Genomic DNA, 26,577 nt, shown 5'->3' with positions numbered 1-26,577 from the left:
AAATACTGGCTGGCCGATTGGCGCCAGCCCAGGCGCTTGCCGCGCTTTCGGCGCGAGTTGGGCGGCAACGCCGGGAAATTCAACCCAGCGCTTTGAACAACAGCTGCACGCCGACCACGATCATCAAGACGTAAATGATCGTGATGAATCGCTCAGCGTCGACGCGGCGGACGAGCCACACCCCGAGCAACGTCGATGCGATCGCGAGCGGCGTCAGCACGGCCGCGGCCATCAAGTTCTCGCGCGTGAACTGGCCCAGTGCCAGGTAAGCGGGAACCTTGGACAAATTGATCACCGCGAAAAAGATCGCCGTGGTGCCCACCAGCACCGGAGGCGACAGGCCCTTCGGCAGCACCCACATCTGGAAGGGCGGTTGGCCGGCGTGCGCGACCTGCGAGGTGAAGCCCGAGGCAAATCCAAGCATCGCGCCGAGTGCGCGAGGTGCACTGCTGGAAACCGGCACGCGACCGCCGCGAGAAATCCACAGTCGATAGCAGGCGAACACAACCGAGATGGCGCCGAGGACCGCGAGCACGATGGTTGCGGAGACTTTCGCTGCCAGAAAATAAGCCGCGACGATGCCGACCATCGCCCACGGGATCATCAGCGCCAGCACCTCACGATCCCAGTTCCGTCGAAACGCCCACACACCGACCGCGTCCTGGACGACGAGCACTGGCAACAGGATTGCCGCCGCCTGCACGGGCGAGATTCGCAGTGCGAGCAGGGGCAGGGCGATGGCGCCCACGCCGGCGAAGCCGCCTTTCGCGAGTCCCATCAGGATCACGGCGGGTATGGCGAGCAAATAAAACGTCGGATCCGTGAGCATTCAACGATTGCTCGTCACGAGCGCGGCTGGAGGGCTGCGCATCTTGCCATGGGTGGGGCCTGAGGCCGAGTGCAATTCATGCAAAGCACAATGCGCGGTGACCAAAATAAAACCGACCCTCGACTGCCTTCGTGACTCCGTGAGGACTAGACTGCCCCGTCCGTTCTCCACCGACGAGACTCTCATGCAGTCGCTTACGCCAGCATCCGCGTCGCGCGAATATCGCGGCAGCGTGCCAATCGATGGCTACGTGCATAAGTTTCGTTTGGAGGCGCGAGAGGAGGCGGCGGCCGAGAAATGGCCGCAGCTCGATACCAAGCCGACCGTCAGTCTCCCTGGGTTGCTCGGCAAATTTGTGCTTTCTGCCATCGCCTTGGCTGGCATCGCCGCCGGCGCGAGTGTGCTGATCTAAAAAAATGCTCAATCGACGTTTGTTTCTCGGCGGTGCGTTCGCCACCGCCGCTACGGTCTCTGCTGGCCTGCATACACGTCCGCTATTGGCAGAGAACGCATCGACAGCGCCGCGCGCATTGGTCGATTGGCACAGTCACTACGTGTCACAGGCGGAAATGAAATTCCTCGCCACGCGCGCTCAGCCGCCCAAATTGGTTACTGGCGCGGATGGGACGATTCAGCTCGACAACGCCACCACCGTATCCGCCATTGGCGGGCCAAGCGCCTTTGCGCCGTCGGACATTCAGGCACGTCTGCGCAATCTGGATCAGAACGGTATCCAGCGACAATTGCTCACGCACACGGTCGCGTTGGGATTTGATGCGAGCCTGCCGATCGAAGAGCAGCGCGCGTTGTATCGTGCATTCAATGACGAGTTGGCCGAAGTCGTCGTGAAGAATCGGCCGCGCTTTCTCGCCGTGGCGGCGTTGCCAGCTTCGGATCCCGTCTGGGCTGCGCAGGAATTGGAGCGCGCACATCGTGAGCTTGGTTTCATCGGCGGCTCGCTGCCACTCAACGCATTCGCCACGCTGGCCGGTGCGAGAACGCTGAAGCCGTTGTTCGATACGGCGCAGAAACACAATAGTCATTTCTTTATTCATCGCGGTCCAGCGAGCGATCGTGTTCCCGGACAGCCGCCCTTGGTGGTGCCGGACGACACGGCGTACGCTCGTTGGAATCTCATCAGCAACTCGCATCTCGCAGCGGGCGCCATCACGCTCGGGTTGACCGACTTTCTCGATGCATATCCGGATGTGAGCGTCGAGATCATCATGCTCGGTGGATTCTTCACCCATTTGTTCGACAGCATCATTCCGGCGGCACGCGCCAATGGCGTGGCGGACCCGCTGCAGAAGCTGCGTCGAATTTATATCGATACGGGCCCGTACTCGGTGCGCAATGCCGGCTGGGTCCGTTACGCGTGCGACAAGATCGGCGCGGATCGCATTCTCTTTGGCACTGACTATGGCGTTGGCGGTGGGCAGCGCGGTGACGTCGGGCCGGCGCTGGCGACGCTAGATGCCACGCTGACGCCCGAGCAACGTCAAACGATCTATTTCGACAACACGCGTGCACTGCTCGCAGCCAAGGGACTGAGCTAGGCGTCGTGGCGTCGTAAGATTCACAACACTGCTCATCCGGAGAATTTCCATGTCACGCCGTATCGTTCATAGCTGTCTGCTAGCCGCAGCGGCTGCGGCACTCACGTTGCTGGGCGGTCCCGTCCAGGCGAAGAACGTCAATCTGCTCAATGTTTCATACGACCCGACGCGGGAGCTCTACGAGGAGTACAACAAGGTCTTCAGCGCCTATTGGGAAAAGAAGACCGGCGACAAAGTGACAATCAAGCAATCGCACGGTGGCTCGGGTAAGCAGGCGCGCTCGGTGATCGACGGCTTGCAGGCCGATGTGGTCACGCTCGCGCTGGCTGCGGACATCGACGGCATCGCCTCGCATGGAAAATTGCTGTCGAACGACTGGGCCGCTCGTCTGCCGCACAACAGCTCGCCGTACACGTCGACCATCGTGTTCCTGGTGCGCAAAGGCAATCCGAAGGGCATCAAGGATTGGGACGACCTGGTGAAGCCAGGCATTTCAGTCATTACGCCCAATCCGAAGACGTCGGGCGGCGCACGTTGGAACTATTTGGCCGCATGGGGCTGGGCAATGAAGCAGCCCGGTGGTAACGAGGCGACCGCGCAGGCCTTCGTGCAGAAGCTCTATAAGAATGTGCCGGTGCTGGACAGCGGCGCTCGTGGCTCGACCACGACGTTTGCTCAGCGCGGCCTTGGGGATGTGTTGCTCGCATGGGAGAACGAAGCGTTCCTTGCATTCAAGGAATTCGGTGCCGACAAGTTCGACATCGTCGCGCCCTCGGTCAGCGTGCTGGCAGAGCCGCCGGTTGCAGTGGTCGATAGGAATGCCGAGCGGCACGGCACGAGCGCGGTGGCGAAGGCCTACTTGGAATACCTGTACGCCGACGCTGGTCAGGAAGTAGCAGCGAAGAATTACTATCGCCCGACCAATCCGGAAATCCTCGCCAAGTATGGCAAGACATTCCCGAAGATCGGCACGCTGGTGACCATCGCGGACTTCGGCGGCTGGACCAAGGCGCAGACCACGCATTTCGCCGACGGCGGCGTGTTCGACAAGATCTACTCGCCCACAACCTGACGCGCGAGGCGCACCTGCCGCCGAGGGGCGGCGTGCAAATGTCGTCAGCCAGTCGGTGCAAACGTATTCAGGCGACGGGGCACCGGGTCGGCGTGCAAAATTATGAGGCCGAAGGCGGCAAGCTCACCAAGATTGCGCCCAAGGTCCTGGTCGAGCAGCAGAAAAATGCTCGGGCGGCGGGTCGGCGCTGAGTTGTGCTATAGAACGTCGCGAGGGATTCAGCCCACGAGGTGAAGGCAGCAACATGAGCAACAAAGAAGCACAAAAATTTCCGCCAGAAGTCTGGAAGCTGTTCGACAAATACGTGCACGGCGCGATCTCGCGGCGTGAGTTCATCGACGGCGCTTCCGCGTTCGCGGTCGCCGGCATGAGCGGCGCGGCGATTCTCGATGCGCTCAATCCGAGGTTCGCCGAAGCCCAGCAGATCGCGCCGACGGACAAGCGGATCAAGGCCGAGTACGTTGAGATTCCCGCGCCGGGGTATGGAAAGTTGCGCGGATATCTGGTGAAGCCGGCGTCGGCGAAGGGCAAGCTGCCCACGGTGCTGGTAGTGCACGAAAACCGGGGTCTCAATCCGCACATCGAGGACGTGACCCGGCGCGTTGCGCTCGAGAACTTCATCGCGTTCGCACCGGACGCATTGTTCCCTCTCGGCGGCTATCCCGGCGACGAGGACAAGGCGCGCGAGCAGTTCCAGAAGTTGGATCAGGCGAAAACGCGCGAGGATTTCGTTGCGGCCGCCGAGTATCTGAAGAAGTTGCCCCAGGGCACGGGCAAGGTCGGCGTCACGGGGTTCTGCTATGGCGGCGGTGTTGCCAATTTCCTCGCCACTCGCTTGCCCGATCTCGCCGCAGCGGTACCGTTCTACGGCACGCCGCCCGAGCCGGCAGAGGCGGGCAAGATCAAGGCGCCGTTGTTGCTGCAATTTGCAGAAACGGATGAGCGCATCAATGCGGCGTGGACCGCGTCGGAAGCGGCACTGAAGGCGGCCGGCGTGAAGTACCAAGCGTACATCTATCCGGGCACGCAGCACGGGTTCAACAACGACACGACCCCGCGCTATGACAAGGAAGCGGCGGATCTGGCGTGGAAGCGCACGATGGATTTCTTCAAGGAAAATCTGCGCGCGTCCTAACCCGCAGTCATCGGTGACCTGCGCCGCCCAATCCAGGCGACGCAGGCCACCGGAAGTCACCTCAGCGCTATCGTGCCGCTGTCGTCGCCGGCAGCGAATTCAACGCTGGCCTCACGCCGCGTGAGAACACGAAGCCATTGAATCGATCCCAGTTGATCGAAAACGTCATCACGCCTCGAAAGTTGTTGTAGCCACTCGCGCGTCGGAGCACGTAACGCCCGCCATACGATTGGCCTCGAACGAGATAGTTGATGGCCTTGGCCACCTCGGCTGGCGGCGTGTAGCCACTACCGGCCGCTTGGGGCGAGGAGGGCAGGCCGATCATCACTTGATCCTCCCGCAGCGGCGGAAAGAAGCGATCCGGATTGCCCGCGACCGGGAAGCCGATCATCAGCATTTCCGCCATGGCCACTTGGAAATCGGCAGTCGCGGAAGCGTAAGCCACGCCATCGAGACCCAGCACCGTGCCGGTGTTGTAGTGCTGCACGTGAATGAAATTCAGAATGTCGCGCACGCCGTGGATCACTGGCAAATACGCGCCTGCCGCGCCTCCGTAAGCCTGGAAGCCCACTTGCACATAGAACGTTTCCGGAGCCATCGACAGGATGAAATCGCTGCCAAAGCGTGACTTCAGCGTGCGCAGTGCCGAGATCAAGTTGATGACCTTCGGCGTCGTGGGCGCACGGAAATCCAGGTCGCCCGCGTTCAAGCTCAGCGAACTGCCCTCGAAATCGATGTCGATGCCGTTCAGTCCGTACTGAGTCACGATGCCCGCGACCGAGTTGATGAAGTTTTGCTTGTCGGCTTCAGTATTTAATTCAACGGTCGTATTCGCGCCGCCGATCGACAGCAGGACTTTCTTACCTTCGCGCTTCAGCTGGGCCACGTCCGACTGGATCTCCGCTGCGGAGGTGCGCGTATCCGGAACGAACTGAATCAGCGAGCGGCTGCCGGGCGCCGATTCGGCGAAGGAGAGATTGACCACATCGAAGTCGCGCGACACATCGCGCAGTTTGATGAACCCCGAGCCGTTCTCGAAGTTGTGCCAATAACCAACGAACGTGCGACCCGGCACCGGCCCGCCGCCGCCACCGCCATTGTTATTCGGCAGCGTCGTCGCGCTGACTTGATTGCTCGGAGCAGACAAGTTGCCCGCAGCGTCGCGCGCGCGGACGGAATAGGTGTATGTGGTGCTCGGTGACAACCCAGTCGATGTAAACGTCGTCGCAGCACTGCCTGTCAGCGTCGTTGCATTCTGAACGATGTCGTAACGAGTCACACCGACGTTGTCGCTCGATGCATCCCAGGCGAGCGAAACACTCGATGACGTCGTGCCCGTGATTCTCACATTCGTCGGCGCAGTGGGCGCCTGAGTATCGCCCCCATTGCCACCGCCGCCAGTGTCGGCACCGATGTTGAGCCACAGCGCTGGCGTGTTGATCGGTTCCCACGTGACGATGGAGGTGTGCGCCTGACGGCACTGATAGATCGTTCCTTGATAAGTGACCTTCGAGTTGACTGCATACGCGGTGTTCGGCGCCCAAGCGGGAATCGATTGCGCCTGAGACACCGAGCAGAACAATGTCATCGCCGCCAGCAACAGCAGCGACAACAACCATTGACGGTTGTGAGCAAGTGATGGGTTCATGAACATCCTCGATTGGGATCGGCGCAGGCGTGCGCCGAAGGGCTGCGCAGGCGTCAGTGCCACGCCAGGGGATGTTCGCGATCGTTCCGCCCACAGATGCAGGCGGGGTTGAGGTCAATTGGCGACGGGGGCGGGCGGGGCCCGGACCGGCCTCCAGCCAGCCCGGTTCTCCGGCGTTCTCGAAGAGCTAAGGCCGCTCGGGTATACTCCGCGGCCCCCGCGAGGGCGGGTCGGCCAAAAGCCGGCCGGCCCAAGGCTCTGGCTCATATATATGTGTATGGGTAAGGAGTCGCGGGGGACGGATTGCGAAAGTGGCGGAACTGGTAGACGCGCTGGATTTAGGTTCCAGTGGGTAACCCCGTGAGGGTTCGAGTCCCTCCTTTCGCACCAACAGGCGCCTTCGGATCGAGGCGGGCGCCGCAGACATTACTCAATTCCTGACTTGAGGCAGGTTTCGACCATGCAGGTTTCAGTTGAATCGACCGGCGCCCTGGAGCGCCGGATGGAAGTGCAGGTTCCGGCCGAACGCGTCGAAAAGGCCGTCGACGAGCGGCTGCAGCGCATGAGCCGCACGGTGCGTCTGAAGGGGTTCCGCCCGGGCAAAGTGCCCGTCAAGGTGGTGCGCCAGCAGTTCGGCCAGCAGGTCCGTCAGGAAGTGCTGGGCGATGTCATGCAGAGCACGTTCAACGAAGCGGTTGTGCAGGAAAAGCTGACGCCGGCCGGTGGCCCGCGCATCGAGCCGATCAACCTCGAGCAGGGCGCGGACCTCAAATACCGCGCGATCTTCGAGGTTCTGCCGCAGATCGAGATCAAAGGCGTCGAGAGCCTGAATGTCGAGCGTCCGGCCGCCACGGTCAGCACCGCTGACGTGGATGCCATGATTCAGAACCTGCGCGAGCAGCGCCCGAGCTACGCGGAAGTGGAGCGCGCAGCCCAGGACACCGACCGCGTCACCATCGATTTCGAAGGCACCATCGACGGCACGCCGTTCGAAGGCGGCAAGGCCGAGAGCTTCCCGGTCGATCTGGGCGCGGGCCGCATGCTGGCCGATTTCGAAGCCGGTCTGCGCGGTGCCAAAGCGGGCGACAAGAAGGACATCGAGCTGACCTTCCCGGCCAACTACGCCGCCAATCTGGCCGGTAAACAGGCCAAATTTGCCGTCACCGTGCACAAAGTCGAAGAGCGCCAGCTGCCCGAGCTGAACGACGAGTTCGCCAAGATCTATGGCGTCGAAGAGGGCGGCATCGAGCGTCTGCGCTCCGAAGTGCAGGAGAACATGGAGCGCGAGCTGGGCGAAGCGATCAAGGCGCGCGTCAAGAAGCAGATTCTGGACGGCCTGCTCGATTCCAATCCGATCGAGTTGCCGAAGTCCATGGTCGACGCCCAGGTGCGCGAGCTGCAGCTCGACGCCGCCCGTCGCATGGGCGCCCGCGATGCCTCGCAGATTCCGCCGCCGGACGGCTTCCAGGACCCGGCGCGCCGCCGCGTGGCCCTGTCGCTGCTGATCGGCGAGATCATCCGTAACGCCAACATCCAGGTCGACCAGGCCCAGGTGCAGACGCGCTTCGAGGAGCTCGCCGCGCAGTATCCGGACCAGGGGCAGGCCCTGCAGCAGTACCGCTCCAACCCGCAGTTCCGTCGGCAGATGGAAGCGGCCGTGCTCGAAGATCAGGTGATCGACTGGCTCACGCAGCGCGCTCAGGTGGCCGACAAGCCGTCGACTTTCAAGGAAATCATGAATTTCGGCGCCTAATTCAGGGCGGGAGCAGCGTGCGGCGGTCGCTTTTGCAGGGGCACTTGCCTCTTCTAAACTAACCCCCACACACTGCTCTCACGTTCCCATCACTACTGAAAGTCAGCACTCATAGATGGCCACCATGAATCTTGTCCCGATGGTCGTCGAGCAGACCGCTCGCGGCGAACGCGCTTATGACATCTACTCGCGGCTGCTGAAGGAGCGCGTGATTTTCATCGTGGGCCCGATCGAGGACCACATGGCCAACCTGGTGGTGGCGCAGCTGCTGTTCCTGGAATCGGAAAATCCGGACAAGGACATTTCGCTGTACATCAACTCGCCGGGCGGCTCGGTCAGCGCCGGATTGTCCATTTATGACACCATGCAGTTCATCAAGCCGGACGTGAGCACCATGTGCGTCGGCCAGGCGGCCAGCATGGGCGCCGTGCTGCTGGCGGGCGGTGCCAAGGGCAAGCGCTACGCTTTGCCGCACTCGCGCATGATGATCCACCAGCCGCTGGCCGGCTTTCAGGGTCAGGCCTCGGATATCGACATCCATGCGCGCGAGGTGTTGGAAACTCGCGAGCGTCTCAACCGTATTCTGTCCAAGCACACCGGCCAGACAGTCGAGCGCATCAGCAAGGACACCGACCGTGACAACTTCATGGGCGGCGAGGCGGCGGTCGGCTACGGGTTGATCGACCGCGTGATGGAAAAGCGGGGCGAGCCGGCGCTGGCGGTAGCCGCGGCAGCCGGTCGCTAAAGGGCCTATTGAAGGCGGCCTCCGACGGCCTCATGAAGGGTCGGGTAGAGGCGCACCGGGTGGGGGTTTCCCTGCTCTCCCCAACGGGGGAGAACCCTGCAAAAAGGCCGGAAAGGGCGTCTTTGCAGCCTGGTGGCGGCGCGTGCTATATAGCCCGGACGCAATAGTGTCGCGACCGTGACGCGATTTCGTAACACGCTGGGACGGCGAGAAGAGTCTGATTCGTCCCGGTTTTCGAGGGTAATGCATGTCCGACGATTCCCGCGGCAAACACGACGACGGCAAGCTTCTGTACTGCTCGTTCTGCGGCAAGAGCCAACACGAGGTACGCAAGCTGATCGCCGGCCCGTCGGTGTTCGTCTGCGACGAGTGCGTGGAGCTCTGTAACGACATCATTCGTGAAGAGCTCGAAGAACGCGCCGAGCGCACACGCGACAAACTGCCGCGCCCGCACGAGATCAAAAAGGTCCTCGACGAGTATGTGATCGGTCAGCCGCGCGCCAAGAAGGTGTTGTCGGTGGCCGTGTACAACCACTACAAGCGACTGCAGACCAAGACCTCGGAAGCGCGCGCCAAAGACGAAGTCGAGCTCGCCAAGAGCAACATCCTGCTGATCGGCCCGACGGGCTGCGGCAAGACGCTGCTCGCCGAGACGCTCGCTCGCCTGCTCAATGTGCCGTTCACGATTGCCGACGCCACGACGCTGACCGAAGCCGGTTACGTCGGCGAGGATGTCGAGAACATCATTCAGAAGCTGCTGCAGAAATGCGATTACGACGTCGAGAAGGCGCAGACCGGTATCGTCTACATCGACGAAATCGACAAGATCTCGCGCAAGTCCGACAACCCGTCGATCACCCGTGACGTGTCGGGCGAGGGCGTGCAGCAGGCACTGCTGAAGCTCATCGAAGGCACGATCGCCTCGGTGCCGCCGCAGGGTGGTCGCAAACATCCGCAGCAGGAATTCCTGCAGGTGGACACGAGCAACATCCTGTTCATTTGCGGTGGCGCGTTCGCGGGTCTGGAAAAGATCATCATGAACCGCACGCAGAAGACCGGCATCGGTTTCACCGCCGATGTTCGTCAGACCTCCGAGCGTCCGCACGGCTCCGACGTATTCCATGACGTCGAGCCCGAGGATTTGATCAAGTTCGGCCTGATTCCGGAATTCGTCGGCCGTCTGCCGGTGGTGGCGACGCTCGATGAGCTGGATGAGGCCGCGCTGGTGTCCATCCTGCTCGAGCCCAAGAACGCGCTCAGCAAGCAGTATCGCAAGCTGTTCGACATGGAAGGCGTGGAGCTGGAATTCCGTACCGACGCGCTCAAGGCGGTGGCGAAAAAGGCCATGCAACGGAAGACCGGCGCGCGCGGTCTGCGCACCATTCTGGAGAATGTGCTGCTCGAAACCATGTATGAATTGCCGTCACTGCGCAACGTGCAGAAGGTTGTGGTCGACGAGCAGGTCATCCTCGGAGAGAGCAAGCCGTATGTGCTGTACGGCAACGCCGACGACGGCCGTCTCGCGGCGGTCGAAGAGCGCCGGCCCACCGGCAGCGATCACTAAATAGCAAACGACCCACCGCTTCGTAGGCGGGGCGGTGGGCGTCTCTCAGTAAAATCGGGCGCAATCAGCCCAACCCTGTAATTCGCGTTCGTCGCGACACGCACCGCCTCACAGTTTTTCCATACATCGGAAAACCCGAGGGCATTTGCGTGGCACAGAACTAGCAGGGCTGCTGCGCTTCCGGTATTTTCGGTTCGACCTGATCTTTCTTTTTTGCGGCGCCGGTAGCTCAGTGCCGGCGCTCACTACAAGGTAAAGCGCGTGAGCACCGATATCCCTGACGCTCCCGAATCCGACAAGACTCCGCCGGCGGCGCTGCCCGTCCTGCCGTTGCGCGATGTCGTCGTTTATCCGCACATGGTCATTCCGCTGTTCGTCGGCCGTGAGAAATCCATTCTCGCCCTCGATCAGGCCATGCGTTCCGGCAAGCAGATTTTGCTGGTGGCGCAGAAGCAGGCCGACGTCGACGACCCAAGCGCACAAGACCTGTACCGCCTCGGTACGGTTGCGACCATTCTGCAGTTGTTGAAACTGCCCGATGGCACCGTGAAGGTGCTGGTCGAAGGCGCCGAGCGCGCCAAGATCGAGAAGCTGGTCACCGGCCAGTATTTCTCAGCCGACATCAGCCCGTTCAAAGACATCGAGCAATACGACGAGCGCGAGATGGATGTGCTCGCGCGCTCGGTCACCTCGCAGTTCGAGCAGTACGTGAAGCTCAATCGCAAGGTGCCGCCTGAAGTGCTTACTGCGCTTGCGGGCATCGAACAGCCGGGCCGCCTCGCGGACAACGTCGCCGCGCACATGTCGCTCAAGCTCGACGCCAAGCAGAAGGTTCTGGAGATCCAGGACGTGCGCAAGCGTCTCGAGCACATCCTCGCGCTGATCGAAGGCGAGATGGATGTACTGCAGATCGAGAAGCGCATCCGCGGCCGCGTCAAGCAGCAGATGGAGAAGAGCCAGCGCGAGTACTACCTGAATGAGCAGATGAAGGCCATTCAGAAGGAGCTCGGCGAAATCGAGGACGCGCCGAACGAGCTCGCCGAGCTCGAGCAGCGCATTCAGAAGGCCGGCATGCCGAAGGAAGCGCGCGACAAGGCGATGAGCGAGCTGAACAAGCTGAAGCTTATGTCGCCCATGTCCGCCGAAGCCACGGTGGTGCGCAACTACGTCGACTGGCTGGTGAAGGCGCCTTGGAAAAAGAAGACCAAGGTGCACAACGACATCAACCTCGCCGAGAAAGTGCTCGACGAGGATCACTACGGGCTGGAGAAGGTGAAGGAGCGCATCGTCGAATACCTCGCCGTCCAGCAGCGCGTGAAGACGCTGAAAGGTCCGATCCTGTGTCTGGTCGGTCCACCGGGCGTCGGCAAGACGTCGCTGGGTCAGTCGATCGCGCGTTCCACGAATCGCAAGTTCGTGCGCATGTCGCTCGGTGGTGTGCGTGACGAAGCGGAGATTCGCGGTCACCGCCGCACGTACATCGGCTCCATGCCGGGCAAGATCATTCAGAACATGGTCAAGACCGGCGTGCACAATCCGCTGTTCCTGCTGGACGAGATCGACAAGATGGCCATGGACTTCCGTGGCGATCCGTCATCGGCGCTGCTCGAGGTGCTCGATCCGGAGCAGAACTCGACGTTCGCCGATCACTACCTGGAAGTGGACTTCGATCTGTCCGAAGTGATGTTCGTGTGTACCGCGAACAGCCTGAACATTCCGGCGCCGCTGCTGGATCGCATGGAAGTCATTCGTCTGCCGGGCTACACCGAAGACGAGAAGGCCGCCATCGCGCAGCGTTACCTGCTGCCGAAGCAGATGAAACAGAACGGCTTGAAGGAAAACGAGCTGAAGGTTTCCGAGAGCACCATCATCGACATCATTCGCTACTACACGCGCGAGGCCGGTGTTCGCAACCTCGAGCGCGAAGTGTCGAAGCTGTGCCGCAAGGCTGTGAAGCAGTTGCTCACCAAGGGCGAGCCGGACCACATCTCGATCACGCCGAAGAATCTGTCGAAGTATCTCGGCGTGCGTCGCTTCCGCTATGGTCGTGCCGAGGAGCAGGATCACATCGGCCAGGTGACGGGTCTTGCCTGGACCGAAGTGGGCGGCGAGCTGCTGACCATCGAGTCCGCGATCGTTGCCGGTAAGGGCAAGCTCACGCACACCGGTCAGCTTGGCGAGGTGATGCAGGAGTCCATTCAGGCCGCCATGACCGTCGTACGCAGCCGCGCAGCCGTGCTGGGTCTCGACCCGGACTTCTACCAGAAGGTCGACGTGCACATTCACGTGCCGGAAGGCGCGACGCCGAAGGATGGCCCGAGCGCGGGTATCGGCATGTGCACGGCGCTGGTCTCGGCGCTCACCAAGGTGCCGGTGCGCTCGGATGTCGCCATGACGGGCGAAATTACTCTGCGCGGACAGGTGCTGCCGATCGGCGGACTCAAGGAAAAGTTACTCGCTGCGCACCGCGGCGGCATTCGCACGGTATTGATCCCGGACGACAACACCAAGGACCTGGCGGAGATTCCGCAGAACATCAAGGACAGTCTGGAGATCAAGCCGGTGAAGTGGATCGACGAGGTGTTGCAGGTAGCACTCAAACACATGCCTGCACCGATCTCGGCCGCTCCAGAGCCGTCGCGCGGCAATGACAAACCGCGTGCGCGGCGCGTCGCCAAGCGCGCTAACAAGCAGCCCAGAGCGCATTGACAAGGTCCGACACGAGGGCCGGAATCAAACAAATTGCATGATTCCGGCCCGCTTCGGCCTGACAACCGTCTAAAATTACCCGACAGCATTCGCGGCATCGCGCTTCCTTTCTCCGCCGCGCGCTGCTATAACGCGCCCCCGTTCCTGATGTGGTCGTCGGGGGCGAGGCTTTCTACAAGAAGGAAACCGGATATGAACAAAGCGGAACTGATCGACGCCGTGAGCACCAAGACGGGCCTGCAGAAGGCCGAGGCCACGCGTGCCGTCGATGCGGTTTTCGATGCCGTCACAGGCGCGCTGAAGGCCGGCGACTCCGTGTCGCTGCTCGGCTTCGGCACGTTCGTAGTGAAGGCCCGTGCGGCCCGCACCGGTCGTAATCCGCGCACCAACGAGCCGATCGAAATCCCAGCGACAAAAGTTCCTGGATTCAAAGCTGGTAAGGCGCTGAAGGATGCTGTAAATTAGCGCGCCTTCGAAACGGGGGGCTTAACCAGCCACTCGGTCATCTGGGTTCTGATTGAGCGGGTTACGCGAGTACTGATAGTACGAACGGGTGCTTAGCTCAGCGGTAGAGCGTCGCTCTTACACAGCGAATGTCGGGGGTTCGATCCCCTCAGCACCCACCAACTCCCTGACAAGAGTTGCACCCGTAAGGGTCGAAGCATTGCAAAGGTTCTAGCGGCTGGAGCGGTAGTTCAGCTGGTTAGAATACCGGCCTGTCACGCCGGGGGTCGCGGGTTCGAGTCCCGTCCGCTCCGCCAGTTCCTTTGTGATGTTTGTTTCGCCACCGACGAGTAACACGCGGTGGCGATTGCTCAGCCCACTGTCACTGCCTTCCTTGCTTCCTGCCCGCACTCGCTCGGGCTTGCAAATTCCACCAGAAAATCGCGCGAAAAATTCGCGCCGATGCGCTTCAAGCTGGTTTGAATTGCCTCCGACTGTCGGCTACGTTTCTGCCAATCACTGCGCGTACGTACTGCGCGCGTTGCGGTGACAACTTGGTTGATTCGCGACAGACAATAAAGGCTTACATGCTAAGGCAATACCAATCTGCAGGGGGCGTTCATGCGCCATCGAGCTCATTTCGGCAACGGTTTCGCCGCTCGGCGAAGGTGACTGTTGGAGTCGCCTTACTGTTGGCGACTGGGGTGAGCCGGGCAGAGCTACCCATCGAGCCTTTTTGGCAATCCAAAGCCAACACCGAGCGTGAGGCTTGGGTGCCGATGCCACTGCCGCCCGGCATCAAGGTCATGCCGACGGAACTGGAAGGGCCCGTGTTTGCGGATGAGAAGGGCATGACCCTTTACGTCTGGCCACAGCAGGGCTTGCGCAACGGCAGCCTCGGCGATCGGGCGAAGAGCGGTGTTTCTACCTGTGACGACACTGTTTATAAGGAAACGTCGGGGCTCATGAGCCCGTACCCGCCAGGCTTCCTGCTGCCTGAATACGAGAAGCGCCGCAGCTGCGAGCAGCGGTGGCCGCCGAAGCTGGCGCCTGCTGACGCCAAGCCCGTCGGCAAGTGGACCATCATCAAGCGCAAGAATGGCCAGACGCAATGGGCCTACGAAGGCTTGCCCGTCTACAGCTCGGATCTCGACCGTGAGCCGGGCGATGTGCTCGGCGGCACCAAAGCCATCATCGTGGGTGAGCAAGGCGCCGTGCGCTTTCCGGTGGGCCCGCCGGCCGACGTGCCGCCCGAGCTGGATATCGTGCCGTTTCGCACCGGCCACATGGTGATAACGAGCAAGGGATATTCGGTCTACAGCTCCGACGCGGATGCTCCGAACAAATCCAATTGCAATGCCGAGTGCCTGAAACTGTGGGAGCCGGTGGCTGCTCCGCAGATCGCGAAGCCTCACGGCGAATGGACCATCGTCGAGCGCTCTCCCGGTGTGGGGCAATGGGCGTTCCGCGGTAAGCCGCTCTACACCTATCGGCTCGAAAAGCAGACTCGCAGCATGACCGGTAGCGACAATCCGGGCTGGCACAACGTCTTCACTCAGCGCGCTTATTCGCCGCCGTCTGAATTCACGCTGCAAGACTCGCGCATCGGCCAGGTGCTTGCGGATGCGAACGGCAAGACGATTTATCTCTATCACTGCAACGACGACGCGCTCGACCAGCAGTCATGCGATCACCCGGACTCGCCGCAACAGTATCGTCTTGCGATCTGCGGAAACTTCGATCCGAAGGTGTGCCAGGAGACTTTCCCGTATGTGAAAGCCCAGCCCGGCGCGAAGGCGGATAGCTCGCTGTGGACGGTGATCAGCATCGATCCGAACACCGGCAAGCGTGCGACACAAGGTCAAAGCGGCGCTATTTCCGTGTGGGCATATCGCGATCGCCCCGTTTACACCTACGGTGGGGACGAGCGCCCGGGCGATGCCAACGGCGACAACTACGGTGAGTTCAACGGTGCCCGCAACGGCTTCAAGGCCTTCTGGGTGCGCGACGACTATCGCCACAACGCGATGGGTAGGGCGTTGAAGGAAGTGACTGGCCGCTGACCAGGGAGCCCCTGGTGACGGTGGGTCAGACTCATTGGATCAAGCGGTCGTGCAGTGGTCACGACCGCGCGGCGCAATTGCAGGTAACGCTCGAGTACGCCAGGTGCGCGAGCGCATGATCTAACGTCGTGCGTCTTGCACGAGTATCTCCAGAAAGACTTTGCGTGCGTCAGCGGGCGTAGCAGGATCGGCGGCAAGCTCCATCATGCGTTCGCTTCTCTGCGCTGTCTGCCTGACGACATAGACGTTGGCTCCGACAAAAGCGAGCAGAATCACGCCGCAACCGACGACTTCTGCGATGCCCGGCCCAGCCAGCAGGGCGTGTGCCGTGAACCCACTGACTTGCTGCGTTATCGAGATGAAACCTCCGATACCGAGGAACGCGAAACCGGCCGCCGCCATTGTGAGTTTGAACCTGGCCAGGGAGCGTCCCAGCCGAAAGAAGCCGAGCGTGACATCCGCCAACTGTCGTACGTGCTGTAGCCAGCGAGGATCAGGTTGGGGAGTCGATACTGCTGGCAACTGTGCCGGGGGAGCCGATGGGTCGAGATTGAGGCTGGGCGTGTAGCTGGGCGTTTCCGTTCGGGCTCTGGTAGAAATGGTCATATGTTTTCCCTAGCGTCTCACCTATACGCAAGTAGCCATTGGCAGATGCTCTCTCGTAGCAGAACATGGCGATCCCCATCCCCAAGCTGAGGAGCAGGGTAAAGGCATCGAACAAAGTCAGCTCGGCTCGAGGCAACACCACAAGCAGGGTATAGCCGAGGCACAGGAACAACCCCAAGGACAGCCACTCATAGCTTCTCAATCGCGATTTTTCAGCCAGGGCAATGGCCTCCATGGTTTGCCTTGCCAGCCGGGTCGCATGATCGGCGCCAGGCCCGGCTGGGTCGCCGCTGCTGCGTAACAGAGATTCGAGCCACGACAGCGCGGCCTCGGTGGCGCTCTGCAATCGTTCCGATCTCGAGTGGGCAGTGTCTGAACTGGTGCTGCTGGTTTTTCTCAGCAGTTCTTCCGCGTCGGCAAGCACCTGTCGCAACTGGTCGGCTTCGTCCCCAAAAGATCCCCGCTGTGGTGATTCTGGTCCAATTCGACCTGGCATGATGCGCGTTCTCCTGCGAATAACCTGAGCATCATCGCGATATCGTTCGGTGCCATTTCGAGCCGATCAAAAGAATATTTCAATAGGCGCCGGAGTGACTCGTCCGATGTGTGTTTCATGCCGCTCAATGCGGTAGATGAGATGAGCGTGCCGAATGGCCTGAGTATCAGGCAGTGCGATGGAATGTTCCAACGAGAGTTTTGCCGCGATGCACAAGTCAACTGATCGAGCGCTTTCCGGGGCAGCTACCGCTCCGGCAAGCGTTCACGGCGAATGGCGCTGTGCTCGGTAATGTCACAAGCGGCGGTGTAACCGTGTATGGATATGAGCTCGCTCCGGCACCGTGACAGGCCTGGGTGATGCCTGCGCGCCGCTCAGGGCATCTGATCGGACGGGCGGTGACCGCTCGCTTGCGCGGTCACCGACAGCGTCGATCCCGCGCTCTATTGCGTGGCCGGCACCTGTTCACATAGCCTCTGCGCCCAAGGGAGGACTTGCCTATGCGCGTGCTGGCGCTCGTGTTTCTTATGTTCATTGTGGGCGCGACTGCGCAAGCCGAATGGCTGGAGGCGAGTAGTGATCACTTTGTCATCTACAGTGATCAGAAGGAGAAGTCGGTCACAGATTTCGCCGCGCGCCTGGAGCGCTTTCACGCGGCCATGGCGTGGGTCTACAAGCAAGAAAAGGCCAAGCCCAGCCCATCCAATCGGGTGACGATTTTCGTCGTATCCGATCGCGCCCAGGTTCGCGAGGTGGTAGGGACCAACAATCGCTACCTCGCCGGCATCTATATTCCTCGCGCCGGCGGATCCGTTGCTGTGATTCCAAAGTTGAAAGGCGCGTCGAAAAGCGACCTGACGGGCGAAACCGTTCTCTATCACGAATACGCGCATCATTTCATGCAGACCAACACGCATCGGGCTTACCCGCGTTGGTTTGTCGAGGGGTTCGCGGAGTTTTTCGCCGGCGTGCGCTTCAAGCCGGACGGCAGCGTCGGGCTCGGCGCGCCGCCGTACTATCGAGCCATGGAGCTGAGTTATGGCCGCCCGGTACCGATCCGCCGGCTGCTCGACTTCGATGGTGGGGTGGGCTCGAAACAGAGCTATGACTCGTTTTATGGCCAGAGCTGGGTGTTGTTCCATTACCTGCAGATGACGCCCGAGCGGGCCGGGCAACTGCCGAAATATAGCCAGTTGCTGGCCACGGGCCGCTCGGCGCTCGACGCGGCTGAAGCTGCGTTTGGCGATCTCGATCGGCTCAACAGGGACATGGAGGCTTATCTCAGGCGGCGCAACGTCAACATACTGATGGTCGGCCAAAGTTCGCTCAGTATCGGTCCGGTCGCGGTACGCAAGCTGCGTCCCGCCGAAGCGCAGATGATGCCGGTCATCATCGAATCGAAGGTGGGCGTCGGCGCCGAAGAGGCCAAGCGCCTCGTGGTCGAGGCTCGCAAGATCGCCGCCCGTCATCCGGACGACCCGACCGTGCAGGCAGCGCTGGCCGAAGCGGAGTTCGACGCGGGCAATGACGACGCCGCAATCGACGCAGCCGACCGGGCTGTCGCCATCGATCCGCAACAGATCAACGCGCACCTGCAGAAAGGTTATGCGCTCGCGCGCAAGGTGCAGAGCGGGGCGCTACCGAAGGAATCCTGGAAGGACGTCCGCAGCCAATTCGTGCGAGCCAACAAGGTTGAAAACGATCATCCGATTCCGCTGGTGTGGTTCTATCTCGGCTATACGAAACAGGGCGAGCTGCCGACCAAGAATGCCATCGACGGCCTGGAGTGGGCGTTGGAGCTCGCGCCCTTTGACGCGTCCACGCGTTGGCTCGTCGCTCAACAGATGATTGCAGATGAGCGCTTCGGCGATGCCGTGCAGACGTTGGCTCCGCTTGCTTACAGTCCTCATCCTGGAGAGCACACCGACAGAGCGCTAGAGCTGCTACAGAGCGTGCAGACGCGGCTCGAAGCAGCAGGTGCCGAGTAGGGCGCTCATAAGCGAATGGCGCGCACGTTGCCGACACGTTGTCCGTCGAGGTCGAGCACTTCGAACCGCCAGCCGTTCCAGTCGTAGCCTTCGCCCGGTCCCGGCAGATGACCGAGTTGATGCAGCAGGAAGCCGCCGAGCGTGGCGAAGTCAGGATCGACCTGCATGCCGGTCACTGCCAGACGGGTCTCGACCTGATCGATTCGCGCGCGACCATGCAGCATCCAGACGCCAGGTTCCGCAGCAGCGCGCGCCAGGTCCTGCGCGCCGAGAATCTCCGGCAGGTGACCGGCGATGGCCGCGAGGATGTCGGCGGGTGTGACGATGCCTTTGAACGCGTCGTGTTCGTCGACCACGATGGCCAGGTGCACCGGGGATTTCTTGAATTCTTCGAGGAGCTTCAGCACCGGCATCGCTTCGGTCACGAACAGCGGGGCTCGCAGCGCCGAGCGCAGATCCCAGTGATCGCCCGGTTCCTGCTGACGCAGCAGATCCTTGGCGTGCACGATGCCGAGCACGGTGTCCTGGTCGCGGCACACTGGAAAACGCGAATGGCCGCTGTCGTAGAGCTGTTGCAACAGCTGCTCCGGCGCGTCGTCGATGTCCAGCCACACCGTATCCACGCGTGGAATCATGATCGAGCGCACCGGTCGGTCCGACAGTCGCAACACTCTTTCGATCATCGAGCTCTCATCGGCGGTGAACGCGGGCTCGGGGCCGCCGGATGAAACGATGGCCGCCACCTCTTCCGATGTGACCGACGTATTTTTGCCGCCCCTGAGGATTCGCAGCACCGCTTGCGCAGTCCGATCGCGCGCGTCCGACATGGTCACTCGCCGCGCGAGATTGCGACGTCCGAGCTGATTGGCCGCTTCGATGAGAATGGAGAAACCGATGGCGGCGTACAGATAGCCTTTCGGAATGTGGAAACCGAGACCTTCCACGATCAGACTGAAGCCGATCATCAGCAGGAATCCCAAGCACAGCACCACCACGGTCGGATGACGGCTCACGAATGCCATCAACGGGCGGCTTGCCAGCATCATCACTCCCATAGCGACGATGACTGCGATCACCATGATGGACAACTCGCCGACCATGCCGACGGCGGTGATGACGCTGTCGAGCGAGAACACGGCGTCGAGCACGACGATCTGAGCGATCACCTGCCAGTACACGGCGTGAATAGGGCTGCCGGTCGCGGCAACCGGGCCGCCTTCCAGGCGCTCGTGCAGCTCCAGGGTGCCCTTGAACAATAGAAACAAGCCACCGAGGATGAGAATGAGATCGCGCCAGGAAATGTCGCTGCCGAACACCTCGAACAACGGCTCGGTCAGCGTGACCAGCCACGAGATCGAGGCCAGCAGTACCAGACGCATCAGCAGCGCCAGCGACAGACCGACCAGACGCGCGCGATTGCGTTGCTGTTCGGGAAGTTTATCCGCCAGGATGGCGATGAAGATCAGATTGTCGATGCCCAGGACAATCTCTAACAGGACCAGGGTCGCAAGACCGGCCCAAGCGGCTGGATCGACCAGCCATTCCAACGTCATCGGGAAACTCCGCGGCGGGATGTCGACGCAGTTCTAATGTTGCTCGCAACGGGCGGCGATGGCTCACCGCCGCCCGGATGAGAGTCGCTGTCGATCAGAAGTCGCCACCGCCGAAGTCGTCGCCGAAGCCGTCGTCGAAGCCGCTGCCTTCGTCCGCCGCGGGCTCATCGGCAGACTCTGCTGGCGCAGCTTCACTTGCTTTCGCATCGCCGGCGAACATGCCAGCGATGGCGTTACCGAGTAACACGCCACCGGCGACGCCCATCGCGGTCTGCGCCGCGCCGGCGAGGAAGCCACCGGACTGACCAGGTTGCATCGGTGCGGCAGGACGTGCGTTGGCAGCGAGTGTGCGAGTCGGCTGGCGGTTGCTCTGTCCGCCGCCGAACAGACCGCCGAACAAGCCGCCACCTGCCGGGCGCTCTCGGGCCTGGCGCTCCAGGTCTTCGATCTTCGCCTGCGCGTGTTGGAGTGCTTGTTCCTGCATCACGATGGTCTGCGCCATGAAATAGGGCGCGGCGGGCTGCTCGGTGATGCGTTGTTTGATCAAAGCTTCGGCGGCTGCGTCGCGCGGCGGCGCTTGCCGTTCTACTTCACCCAGCCGGGTGAACAAGCCCTGGATGATTTGTTGATCCTGGTTTTCCATAGCAGACCTCTTCGTAAGGTGAGTTCAAAGCGATTGCGCGAGGAGCGCCGCGGCCTTGTCGAGATCCCTCGACGGTGCGCGCGTGACCAGCACATAAGCGACGTCGGCGCGTTGCCAATACACGGCGGCGACGTCGTCCCGTTGCGAGAGTGTGGTGGGGATCATGGCGACCGCTCCGGCATGCACCGCGAACAGCGAGATCTCGCCATATGTGGTGGAGTGCAGAGCGATCTCGACGCTGGGGCCGAATGACGACGGGAAGATCTGTACGTCGCGGACACTCCAGTCGCTGGGCAACGCCGGCAACACGATGTGCGTGGCCGAGCGAATTTCCTCGGGGTCGTACTCGAGTGTTTCCGGCTGTGAAATCATGACGGCTCGCAGCGCAGAGGTGCGATGAGCCATGACGGCGTCGTTCACGTAAGCAGGTGTCATCGTCGAGGCGGCCGCGCCAATGCTGGGACTGAGCTGCGCATGAGCGAGCCAACCCAAGGCGATGAGCGCCGTGACCGAGGCAGCGCGCCGGAACTGACGAAACAGGCGATCGCGCGTCAAGCCTCGTTCCAGACGGCGTGCGGCTTTGAGCGTCGGGATGTGTTCCACGTGCGGCTCATCGGCAAAGGCGAGGCGCATTTCGTCGCGGCTTCTCAGATCCGCCATGATGCGTGTGGCATCGTCCGGATGAGTCGACAGATACGCCTCGACCTCGATGCGTCGGGACACCGGCAACTGATTTTCGAGGTAGCCCTGTAGATCGGCTTCGGTGATGGGATCAGTGAGACTGCTCATCCGCTCCTCCGACGATTTTCAGATGCGGGCGTGTCGCCGCGGTTGCAGGTCGTTGCGTGGTGGTGTTGTCGAGCGCCCGAAGCGCAGCCCGCGCCCGGGCCAGCCGCGACATCAAGGTTCCCTGGGGGATATCCAGCACCGCAGCGGCTTCGGCGAAGCTCAACTCTTCGATCGCCACGAGGTGGATGGCGGCGCGCTGATCTTCAGGCAACTCGTCCAGCGCCCGGCGCACTTGCTCCAGGCGGACCAGCTGCTCCTGGGTGCCGACGCTTACCGAATCCTGCAGGCGAGCGGCGCGCTCGATGCGCTCGATCTCCGCCTGACGAGCGCGCCGCCCGTCGACGAAGATGTTGTGCATGATGGACAGCAGCCAGGGCTTGAGCGCTCGGCCCTCCAGGAAGCTGTCCCGCTTTTCATACGCCCGCAGCAGGGTTTCGTGGACCAGATCCTCGGCATTGGTGTCGTCGCGAGTCAAAGAGCGGGCGTACCGACGCAGGGCCGTCAGTTGACCGACCACATCGAACCGCGGCTTGGACAGACTCATGGGACATATACGCAGCTGCGAGGCAAATTAGTCCATGAGCTTGCCTCATTCCCAGCAACGATCTTTGCGTCCCTTGAGTGTCTGCGAGCGAGTGCAGGAGCGCTCGGGGATGCGGCCGGATCGGATCTCCACCAGGCGCTTGCCCGGCTTGCCCTCATCGACGAGCTCGAACGCATCGTAGAGTCGGCCAGTCGCGGTCCGCGCTTCGTAGTGGAGGCGAGCGCCATCCACCCGCAGCACTTGAAACAGTTGAGTGTCCTCAGCGACCGGCGCCATCGTGCTGCGTGCTTGTGGGGACACTCGGTACTGCTTGGCGCCGGTCACCGAGACGACGAAAATCGGTGTCTGGTCGGACTCGGCTGCGCCACGGCGACCATAGGTGTGGTCGTGACCTTGCAGGACCAGATCGACACGATGCCTGCGGATGACTGGCAACAGGTGTTCGGTCAACTTCACGTTGTCGCGATCGGCACGCGGTGAAAAGAAAGGTTGATGCGTGACCACCACGGACCAACGATGTGGATTGGACGTCAACACCGTGTCGAGCCACTGCGCCTGAGCTTCCGCCGTGCCCAGATCGAGCGCTGAAGTGCCGTCGATCACGACGAAGCGCACGCCTTGATAATCGAACCAGTACGTGGTCTGTGGTGCCTTCTGCGTGCCATTCGACGGCAGCGCGAACTGCATCGGCCAGTGCGCACCGAGCACACGGCGAGCTTGAGGCGTGTCCTCGTGTTCTTCGAAATACTCGTGATTGCCGGGTGCCGGCGCAGTCATCAGCATCGTCGGCAACGCGCCGTTCGCTTCGAACCACTCGCCCCATTCGTTATCGTCTTCACCGTCACCGCCGCTGACGAGATCGCCGGCATACAAAGCCAGGCGGGCATCGGGAGCGTGTCGCAGAGCTTCACGTAGTACGCGTGTGCTGAGACTTACGTTCTTATTCTGTGTGTCGCCGAAGTACAGCAGCGTCAACGGCCCGGTCTGCGCCGCTGTGCGCAGTTGCATCCACGCGCTCCAGGTGCGGTTGCCCTGGACGCGCCACGCGTAGAGGGTGTCAGGTTGCAGCTTATCGACATCTACCCGGTGATAGTGGGCAACGCCGTTCTCGGTTTTGAGGACGCGCGTGGTGGCGCGAATCTGGCGGGGTGTTCCCATGTCCGGTGAGTCGCCAGCCACCACGACTTCGAGCGTCGGCGCATCCACCGTCGCATCAGTACGCCACGAGACCGCGAATCCTCGCGTGGCGTCCTGTGCAGGCGAGGCGACCACTCGATCTGGAAACCCGCTGGGGGCATAGCGCATGACGCCTTTCGGTACCAGCGTGTTGGGCTCGGGTGCACGCGTCTGCGACGCGTGGGCCGGCATCTGGACGACAGCGCTCAGCAGCAGGCTTGCGAGTGCAAGCAGCCAGGCATGCGTGCCAGCGGGAGACGGTGAGCGTGCTTCGAGTCTGCAATCGATATCGGACATTTCTCATCTGCGTGACTTGGAACCCACGTTATAGGGTGTCACACAGCGATGACATCTTGATTGCAAAGGCGTCTTTGGGTGGACGATGCCGGGCGCGAGCGATAGCCGCGCCCGGCGTGCTCCATGCTCTGTGCGTCAGCGTTTGCCAAGATTCATCGCAGGGTCGAAGTCGCTTCCCGCGATATCCTTGAACGCGAGCATCTGCGGCAGCTTCGCGGAGGCGCCGTCGTAGAAGCCGGCCTCGCTGGCGAAATCCTTGGGGTTGCGGAAGGTGCCGAACAGGATGTCGAACAGCGGCAGGTCGGAATAGTTGAACTGGTGAACGCCGCGAGCGTGATGAATGCTGTGGCTCTCGGGCCGCTGCAGGATATAGCCCAGCCATTGCGGCGTGCGGACGTTGATGTGCTGGAAGACGGCCAGGAACATCGAGGCATACAGGAAGTACGTGACCGCCTGCGCACCGAGTCCCACCACGGTCAGGCTGAGACTGCTGAGCAACGTGAAGCCGACGATGTCCAGCGGGCTGAAGTAGAAGGCGCCGTAGCTGTCCAGACGCTCGGCGCTGTGATGCATCTGGTGAAAGGAGCGCCAGATCCAGTGCACCCGATGCATGGTCCGGTGCCAGACGTAGACGAAGAACTCATAAGCGAGCACCGCGATGCCGGCCCCGACAAAGGGGTTGAGCGTCTCCAGGTTGAAGAGCTGGTAACGCGCCAGCGTCTCGCCCCACAGCAGGGGCAGATAGGAGGAGGCAAAGAAGTAGACGCCGAACACCAGCAGGGCCCGGGTTCTCCAGCCCTTGACCTGGGGCAGGGGGCGGGCGGGGAACAGCGCTTCGAACAGGATCAAGGCGCCGTACAGTCCCAGTACGGTCAATGAGATAGGGTCCAACAGAATTTCCAGTGGCGTAGGCATGAGGCGCTCCCGAGAGTCGTGGTTCGATCGGGCCCACTTTGGCCGCGGTGGCCGGAAGGCTGCTTGGCGCCTGGATAATTTTTAGGTAATGATTCGCTAACGTTTGCCGGGGCTGCCCAGGCTGTAACCGCGGCCGACAAGTAATTCGGTACGGCGCTCGAATGAAGTACCAGATAGCCGAATACACCGTCGATACGGCCCGCTACCGGATCAGTAGCGGCGACACCGTCGTCCCCGTGGAGCCGAAGGTCTTCGATCTGCTGGTTTATCTGATTCGGCATCGCGATCGGGTGCTGTCTCGGGAAGAGCTGTTCCGGGAAGTCTGGGACGGGCGCGAGGTTTCGGATGCGACGCTGAGCAATCACGTCAAGAGCGCGCGCAAGATCCTCGGCGACAGCGGCGAGCTGCAGAAAACGATTCTCACCATCCGTGGCCGCGGCTATCAATTCGTCGCCCCGGTTACAGTCATTCCAGAAGGCGGGGTTGCCGTGGCAGATGCCCCGCCAGCACCGCCACCTGCGGCCGATCGCGTCGATGCCCCGGTTGCACCATTTTGGCGCTCGCCGTTGGCAATGGCCGGCGTGGTGCTGCTTGCGGCATTGCTCGGTTGGGGGGCGTTCGCATCGTGGCACCCGCGATCGGCACCCGAATTGCCGTACGTCGTGGTCGTGCCCTTCGATGTATCCGGCGATGCGCCCGAAGCCTGGCAGCCGTTCGCGGATCAGGTCACTCGCGAAGTGATCCGCAACCTGAGAAAGATATCGGGTCTGAGAGTGGTGCCACCGCCTTCCGCATTTACCTTCCGCGACAACAAGGCTCGCGATCACATCCGGCGTCAGCTGCCCGAGGTGCAGTATGTGCTCGATGGCGTTGTCAGTATCTCTTCAGGCAACGAGCTGCGCATCACCGTGGAGCTGGAGGACCTGCGCAAAGGACTCGTCGTCTGGGACAAGGATTACGAGAGCCGCACCGACGATACGAATTTGTTCTCGATGCAGTCCGCCATTGCCGGCGCGGTATCGGACTCCTTGAAGGTGGCGGTCCTCGCCGAAGAGCAACGCGCACTGGACGAGTTTCCCACGAGCAACTTGCAAGCGTATGAGGCCTACGTCGCCGGGCGCTATCAGTTGGATCGGCTCAGTCACGACTCCCTGCCGCGGGCGATCGAGCTGTTCGACCAAGCCATCGCGCTCGATCCAAAGTTCTTCGATGCCTATATCGCCCGCAGCGATGCCTACCGGCAGCTGTTTGCTTATTTCGAGCCGCCGATCAACATGCTGCAGAAGGTGGTCGACTCGCTCGCCGAGGCGCAGCAGTTGCGGCCCGACTCCGCCGAGGCGTGGTCTTCCCTGGGGCTGACCTATGTGATGGCGTGGCGCTGGAAGGATGCCTGGATTGCCTTGAGCAAGGCGAAGCGCCGCGACCCGACGCTGGCGCAGACCGAAGTAGGGTTTGCGTTGTACTACTCGGGCCTGGGCGAAGCGGCAAAGGTCAAGCTCGCGCTGGCCGACGCCAATCGTCTCGATCCGCTCAACGTGGAAATGGCGGATTGGGGCAACTGGGCGCTGTTCATGGTCGGGGAAAGCCAGGCGGCGCGGCAGTGGGTGGACAAAAAGATGGAACAACACCCGGACGTCGGGCCTGTGTTTTCAGGTGCGGGCGTCGGCGCTTCCATTGCCGGCGACTACCGACGCGCCGTGCAGCTTGCCGAAAGAGGCGCTGAACTGGATGACTCGCCGGTCGCGTTGATCATGTTGGCACAGGCATATGGTTACGCAGGGCAGAAGGAGAAGGTGCTGCCGCTGCTCGAAAAGGCGGCGAGCGCCGGTACCTATGTATGTCCGTATGAATCGGCCGCTGCTTATCTCAGCATCGGCGACCAGGATCGCGCCATGACGCTGCTCGATGACGCTGTTGCCAAACGCTCGAACTGTCTCATCTTTCTGCGCAATGACCCGCGCATGAAGCCGATCCGACAGCATCCTCACTATCCCGTCTTGCTGAATCGCGTCGGCCTGGATGATGTCGCGGTGGCGTCGTACAAGAGATGAC

23 protein-coding genes and 3 tRNA genes are annotated in these 26,577 nt (G+C 61.8%); 17 read left to right on the top strand and 9 right to left on the bottom strand.

Annotation, left to right across the window (positions count from 1 at the left end; translation table 11 throughout):
- Positions 1–79 precede the first annotated feature (79 nt).
- Positions 80–829 (bottom strand): sulfite exporter TauE/SafE family protein, encoded by a 750-nt coding sequence (locus tag D0550_RS20760; protein WP_116811099.1) that lies wholly within the window; start codon positions 827–829, stop codon positions 80–82.
- A 184-nt stretch (positions 830–1,013) separates the two neighbouring features.
- Between D0550_RS20760 and D0550_RS20755 the strand changes: the two genes are divergently transcribed.
- Genes D0550_RS20755 through D0550_RS20740 form a run of 5 tightly spaced genes read left to right on the top strand, consistent with a single transcriptional unit; the run spans position 1,014 to position 4,592 of the window.
- Positions 1,014–1,241, top strand: a complete 228-nt coding sequence (locus tag D0550_RS20755; protein WP_116811098.1) for a hypothetical protein — start codon at positions 1,014–1,016, stop codon at positions 1,239–1,241.
- A gap of 4 nt (positions 1,242–1,245) precedes the next feature.
- Complete coding sequence (locus D0550_RS20750; protein WP_116811097.1) at positions 1,246–2,385, top strand: amidohydrolase family protein; 1,140 nt, start codon at positions 1,246–1,248, stop codon at positions 2,383–2,385.
- Between the two features lie 49 nt (positions 2,386–2,434).
- Entirely contained in the window at positions 2,435–3,457 is a 1,023-nt protein-coding gene (locus tag D0550_RS20745; RefSeq protein ID WP_116811096.1) for a sulfate ABC transporter substrate-binding protein, read from the top strand.
- A gap of 38 nt (positions 3,458–3,495) precedes the next feature.
- Positions 3,496–3,648 (top strand): hypothetical protein, encoded by a 153-nt coding sequence (locus D0550_RS34950; RefSeq protein ID WP_161965953.1) that lies wholly within the window; start codon positions 3,496–3,498, stop codon positions 3,646–3,648.
- A 53-nt stretch (positions 3,649–3,701) separates the two neighbouring features.
- Positions 3,702–4,592: a dienelactone hydrolase family protein gene (locus D0550_RS20740; RefSeq protein WP_116811095.1), complete on the top strand. Its 891-nt coding sequence runs from the start codon at positions 3,702–3,704 to the stop codon at positions 4,590–4,592.
- A gap of 67 nt (positions 4,593–4,659) precedes the next feature.
- Here the strand turns inward: D0550_RS20740 and D0550_RS20735 are convergent, their stop codons facing one another.
- Positions 4,660–6,240 (bottom strand): chitinase, encoded by a 1,581-nt coding sequence (locus D0550_RS20735; RefSeq protein WP_206606436.1) that lies wholly within the window; start codon positions 6,238–6,240, stop codon positions 4,660–4,662.
- Positions 6,241–6,545: 305 nt separating this feature from the next.
- Here D0550_RS20735 and D0550_RS20730 point away from each other — a divergent pair.
- From D0550_RS20730 to D0550_RS34945, 10 genes are all read left to right on the top strand, one after another.
- A tRNA-Leu gene (locus D0550_RS20730) sits at positions 6,546–6,630 on the top strand.
- A 70-nt stretch (positions 6,631–6,700) separates the two neighbouring features.
- Positions 6,701–7,993, top strand: a complete 1,293-nt coding sequence (tig, locus tag D0550_RS20725; RefSeq protein WP_116811093.1) for a trigger factor — start codon at positions 6,701–6,703, stop codon at positions 7,991–7,993.
- Between the two features lie 115 nt (positions 7,994–8,108).
- Complete coding sequence (gene clpP / locus D0550_RS20720; RefSeq protein ID WP_116811092.1) at positions 8,109–8,738, top strand: ATP-dependent Clp endopeptidase proteolytic subunit ClpP; 630 nt, start codon at positions 8,109–8,111, stop codon at positions 8,736–8,738.
- A 247-nt stretch (positions 8,739–8,985) separates the two neighbouring features.
- Positions 8,986–10,302 carry an ATP-dependent Clp protease ATP-binding subunit ClpX gene (gene clpX / locus D0550_RS20715; protein ID WP_116811091.1) on the top strand — a complete coding sequence of 439 codons (1,317 nt, stop codon included), beginning with the start codon at positions 8,986–8,988 and terminating at the stop codon, positions 10,300–10,302.
- A 357-nt stretch (positions 10,303–10,659) separates the two neighbouring features.
- Entirely contained in the window at positions 10,660–13,011 is a 2,352-nt protein-coding gene (lon, locus tag D0550_RS20710; protein WP_116811127.1) for an endopeptidase La, read from the top strand.
- A 192-nt stretch (positions 13,012–13,203) separates the two neighbouring features.
- The gene (locus tag D0550_RS20705) at positions 13,204–13,476 is read left to right on the top strand and encodes an HU family DNA-binding protein (protein ID WP_116811090.1); all 273 of its coding nucleotides are present in this window, start codon (positions 13,204–13,206) and stop codon (positions 13,474–13,476) included.
- 86 nt (positions 13,477–13,562) lie between these two features.
- Positions 13,563–13,637: transfer RNA gene (locus D0550_RS20700), tRNA-Val, on the top strand.
- A 58-nt stretch (positions 13,638–13,695) separates the two neighbouring features.
- A tRNA-Asp gene (locus D0550_RS20695) sits at positions 13,696–13,772 on the top strand.
- Positions 13,773–14,159: 387 nt separating this feature from the next.
- The gene (locus D0550_RS20690; protein ID WP_161965952.1) at positions 14,160–15,518 is read left to right on the top strand and encodes a COG4315 family predicted lipoprotein; all 1,359 of its coding nucleotides are present in this window, start codon (positions 14,160–14,162) and stop codon (positions 15,516–15,518) included.
- Between the two features lie 135 nt (positions 15,519–15,653).
- Positions 15,654–16,001: a hypothetical protein gene (locus D0550_RS34945; protein WP_161965951.1), complete on the top strand. Its 348-nt coding sequence runs from the start codon at positions 15,654–15,656 to the stop codon at positions 15,999–16,001.
- 10 nt (positions 16,002–16,011) lie between these two features.
- Here D0550_RS34945 and D0550_RS20680 read toward each other — a convergent pair whose 3' ends face one another.
- Positions 16,012–16,620, bottom strand: a complete 609-nt coding sequence (locus D0550_RS20680) for a hypothetical protein (protein WP_153067250.1) — start codon at positions 16,618–16,620, stop codon at positions 16,012–16,014.
- Positions 16,621–17,120: 500 nt separating this feature from the next.
- Here D0550_RS20680 and D0550_RS20670 point away from each other — a divergent pair, with 500 nt between their 5' ends.
- Positions 17,121–18,608, top strand: coding sequence for a hypothetical protein (locus tag D0550_RS20670; protein ID WP_116811085.1), 1,488 nt, complete (start codon positions 17,121–17,123; stop codon positions 18,606–18,608).
- A 5-nt stretch (positions 18,609–18,613) separates the two neighbouring features.
- On the opposite strand, the gene D0550_RS20665 is transcribed toward D0550_RS20670, so the two are convergent.
- From D0550_RS20665 to D0550_RS20640, 6 genes are all read right to left on the bottom strand, one after another.
- A complete protein-coding gene (locus D0550_RS20665) occupies positions 18,614–20,161 on the bottom strand; it encodes a TerC family protein (protein WP_116811084.1) in 1,548 nt (515 codons plus the stop codon).
- Positions 20,162–20,255: 94 nt separating this feature from the next.
- A complete protein-coding gene (locus tag D0550_RS20660) occupies positions 20,256–20,804 on the bottom strand; it encodes a DUF2076 domain-containing protein (RefSeq protein WP_116811083.1) in 549 nt (182 codons plus the stop codon).
- Positions 20,805–20,828: 24 nt separating this feature from the next.
- Complete coding sequence (locus tag D0550_RS20655) at positions 20,829–21,593, bottom strand: anti-sigma factor family protein (protein WP_116811082.1); 765 nt, start codon at positions 21,591–21,593, stop codon at positions 20,829–20,831.
- Positions 21,577–22,137 carry a sigma-70 family RNA polymerase sigma factor gene (locus D0550_RS20650; protein WP_116811081.1) on the bottom strand — a complete coding sequence of 187 codons (561 nt, stop codon included), beginning with the start codon at positions 22,135–22,137 and terminating at the stop codon, positions 21,577–21,579. The genes D0550_RS20655 and D0550_RS20650 overlap by 17 nt, the downstream gene beginning before the upstream one ends.
- A gap of 45 nt (positions 22,138–22,182) precedes the next feature.
- Positions 22,183–23,505 carry a purple acid phosphatase family protein gene (locus D0550_RS20645; protein WP_349770727.1) on the bottom strand — a complete coding sequence of 441 codons (1,323 nt, stop codon included), beginning with the start codon at positions 23,503–23,505 and terminating at the stop codon, positions 22,183–22,185.
- Positions 23,506–23,745: 240 nt separating this feature from the next.
- Entirely contained in the window at positions 23,746–24,525 is a 780-nt protein-coding gene (locus D0550_RS20640) for a sterol desaturase family protein (RefSeq protein WP_116811079.1), read from the bottom strand.
- Positions 24,526–24,686: 161 nt separating this feature from the next.
- Between D0550_RS20640 and D0550_RS20635 the strand changes: the two genes are divergently transcribed.
- Complete coding sequence (locus D0550_RS20635) at positions 24,687–26,576, top strand: winged helix-turn-helix domain-containing protein (protein ID WP_116811078.1); 1,890 nt, start codon at positions 24,687–24,689, stop codon at positions 26,574–26,576.
- Position 26,577 lies beyond the last annotated feature (1 nt).

It is taken from the genome of Steroidobacter cummioxidans, from assembly GCF_003104955.1.
The sequence above is the reverse complement of the archived record's forward strand: the minus strand, read 5'-3'. Positions and strand labels throughout refer to the sequence as shown.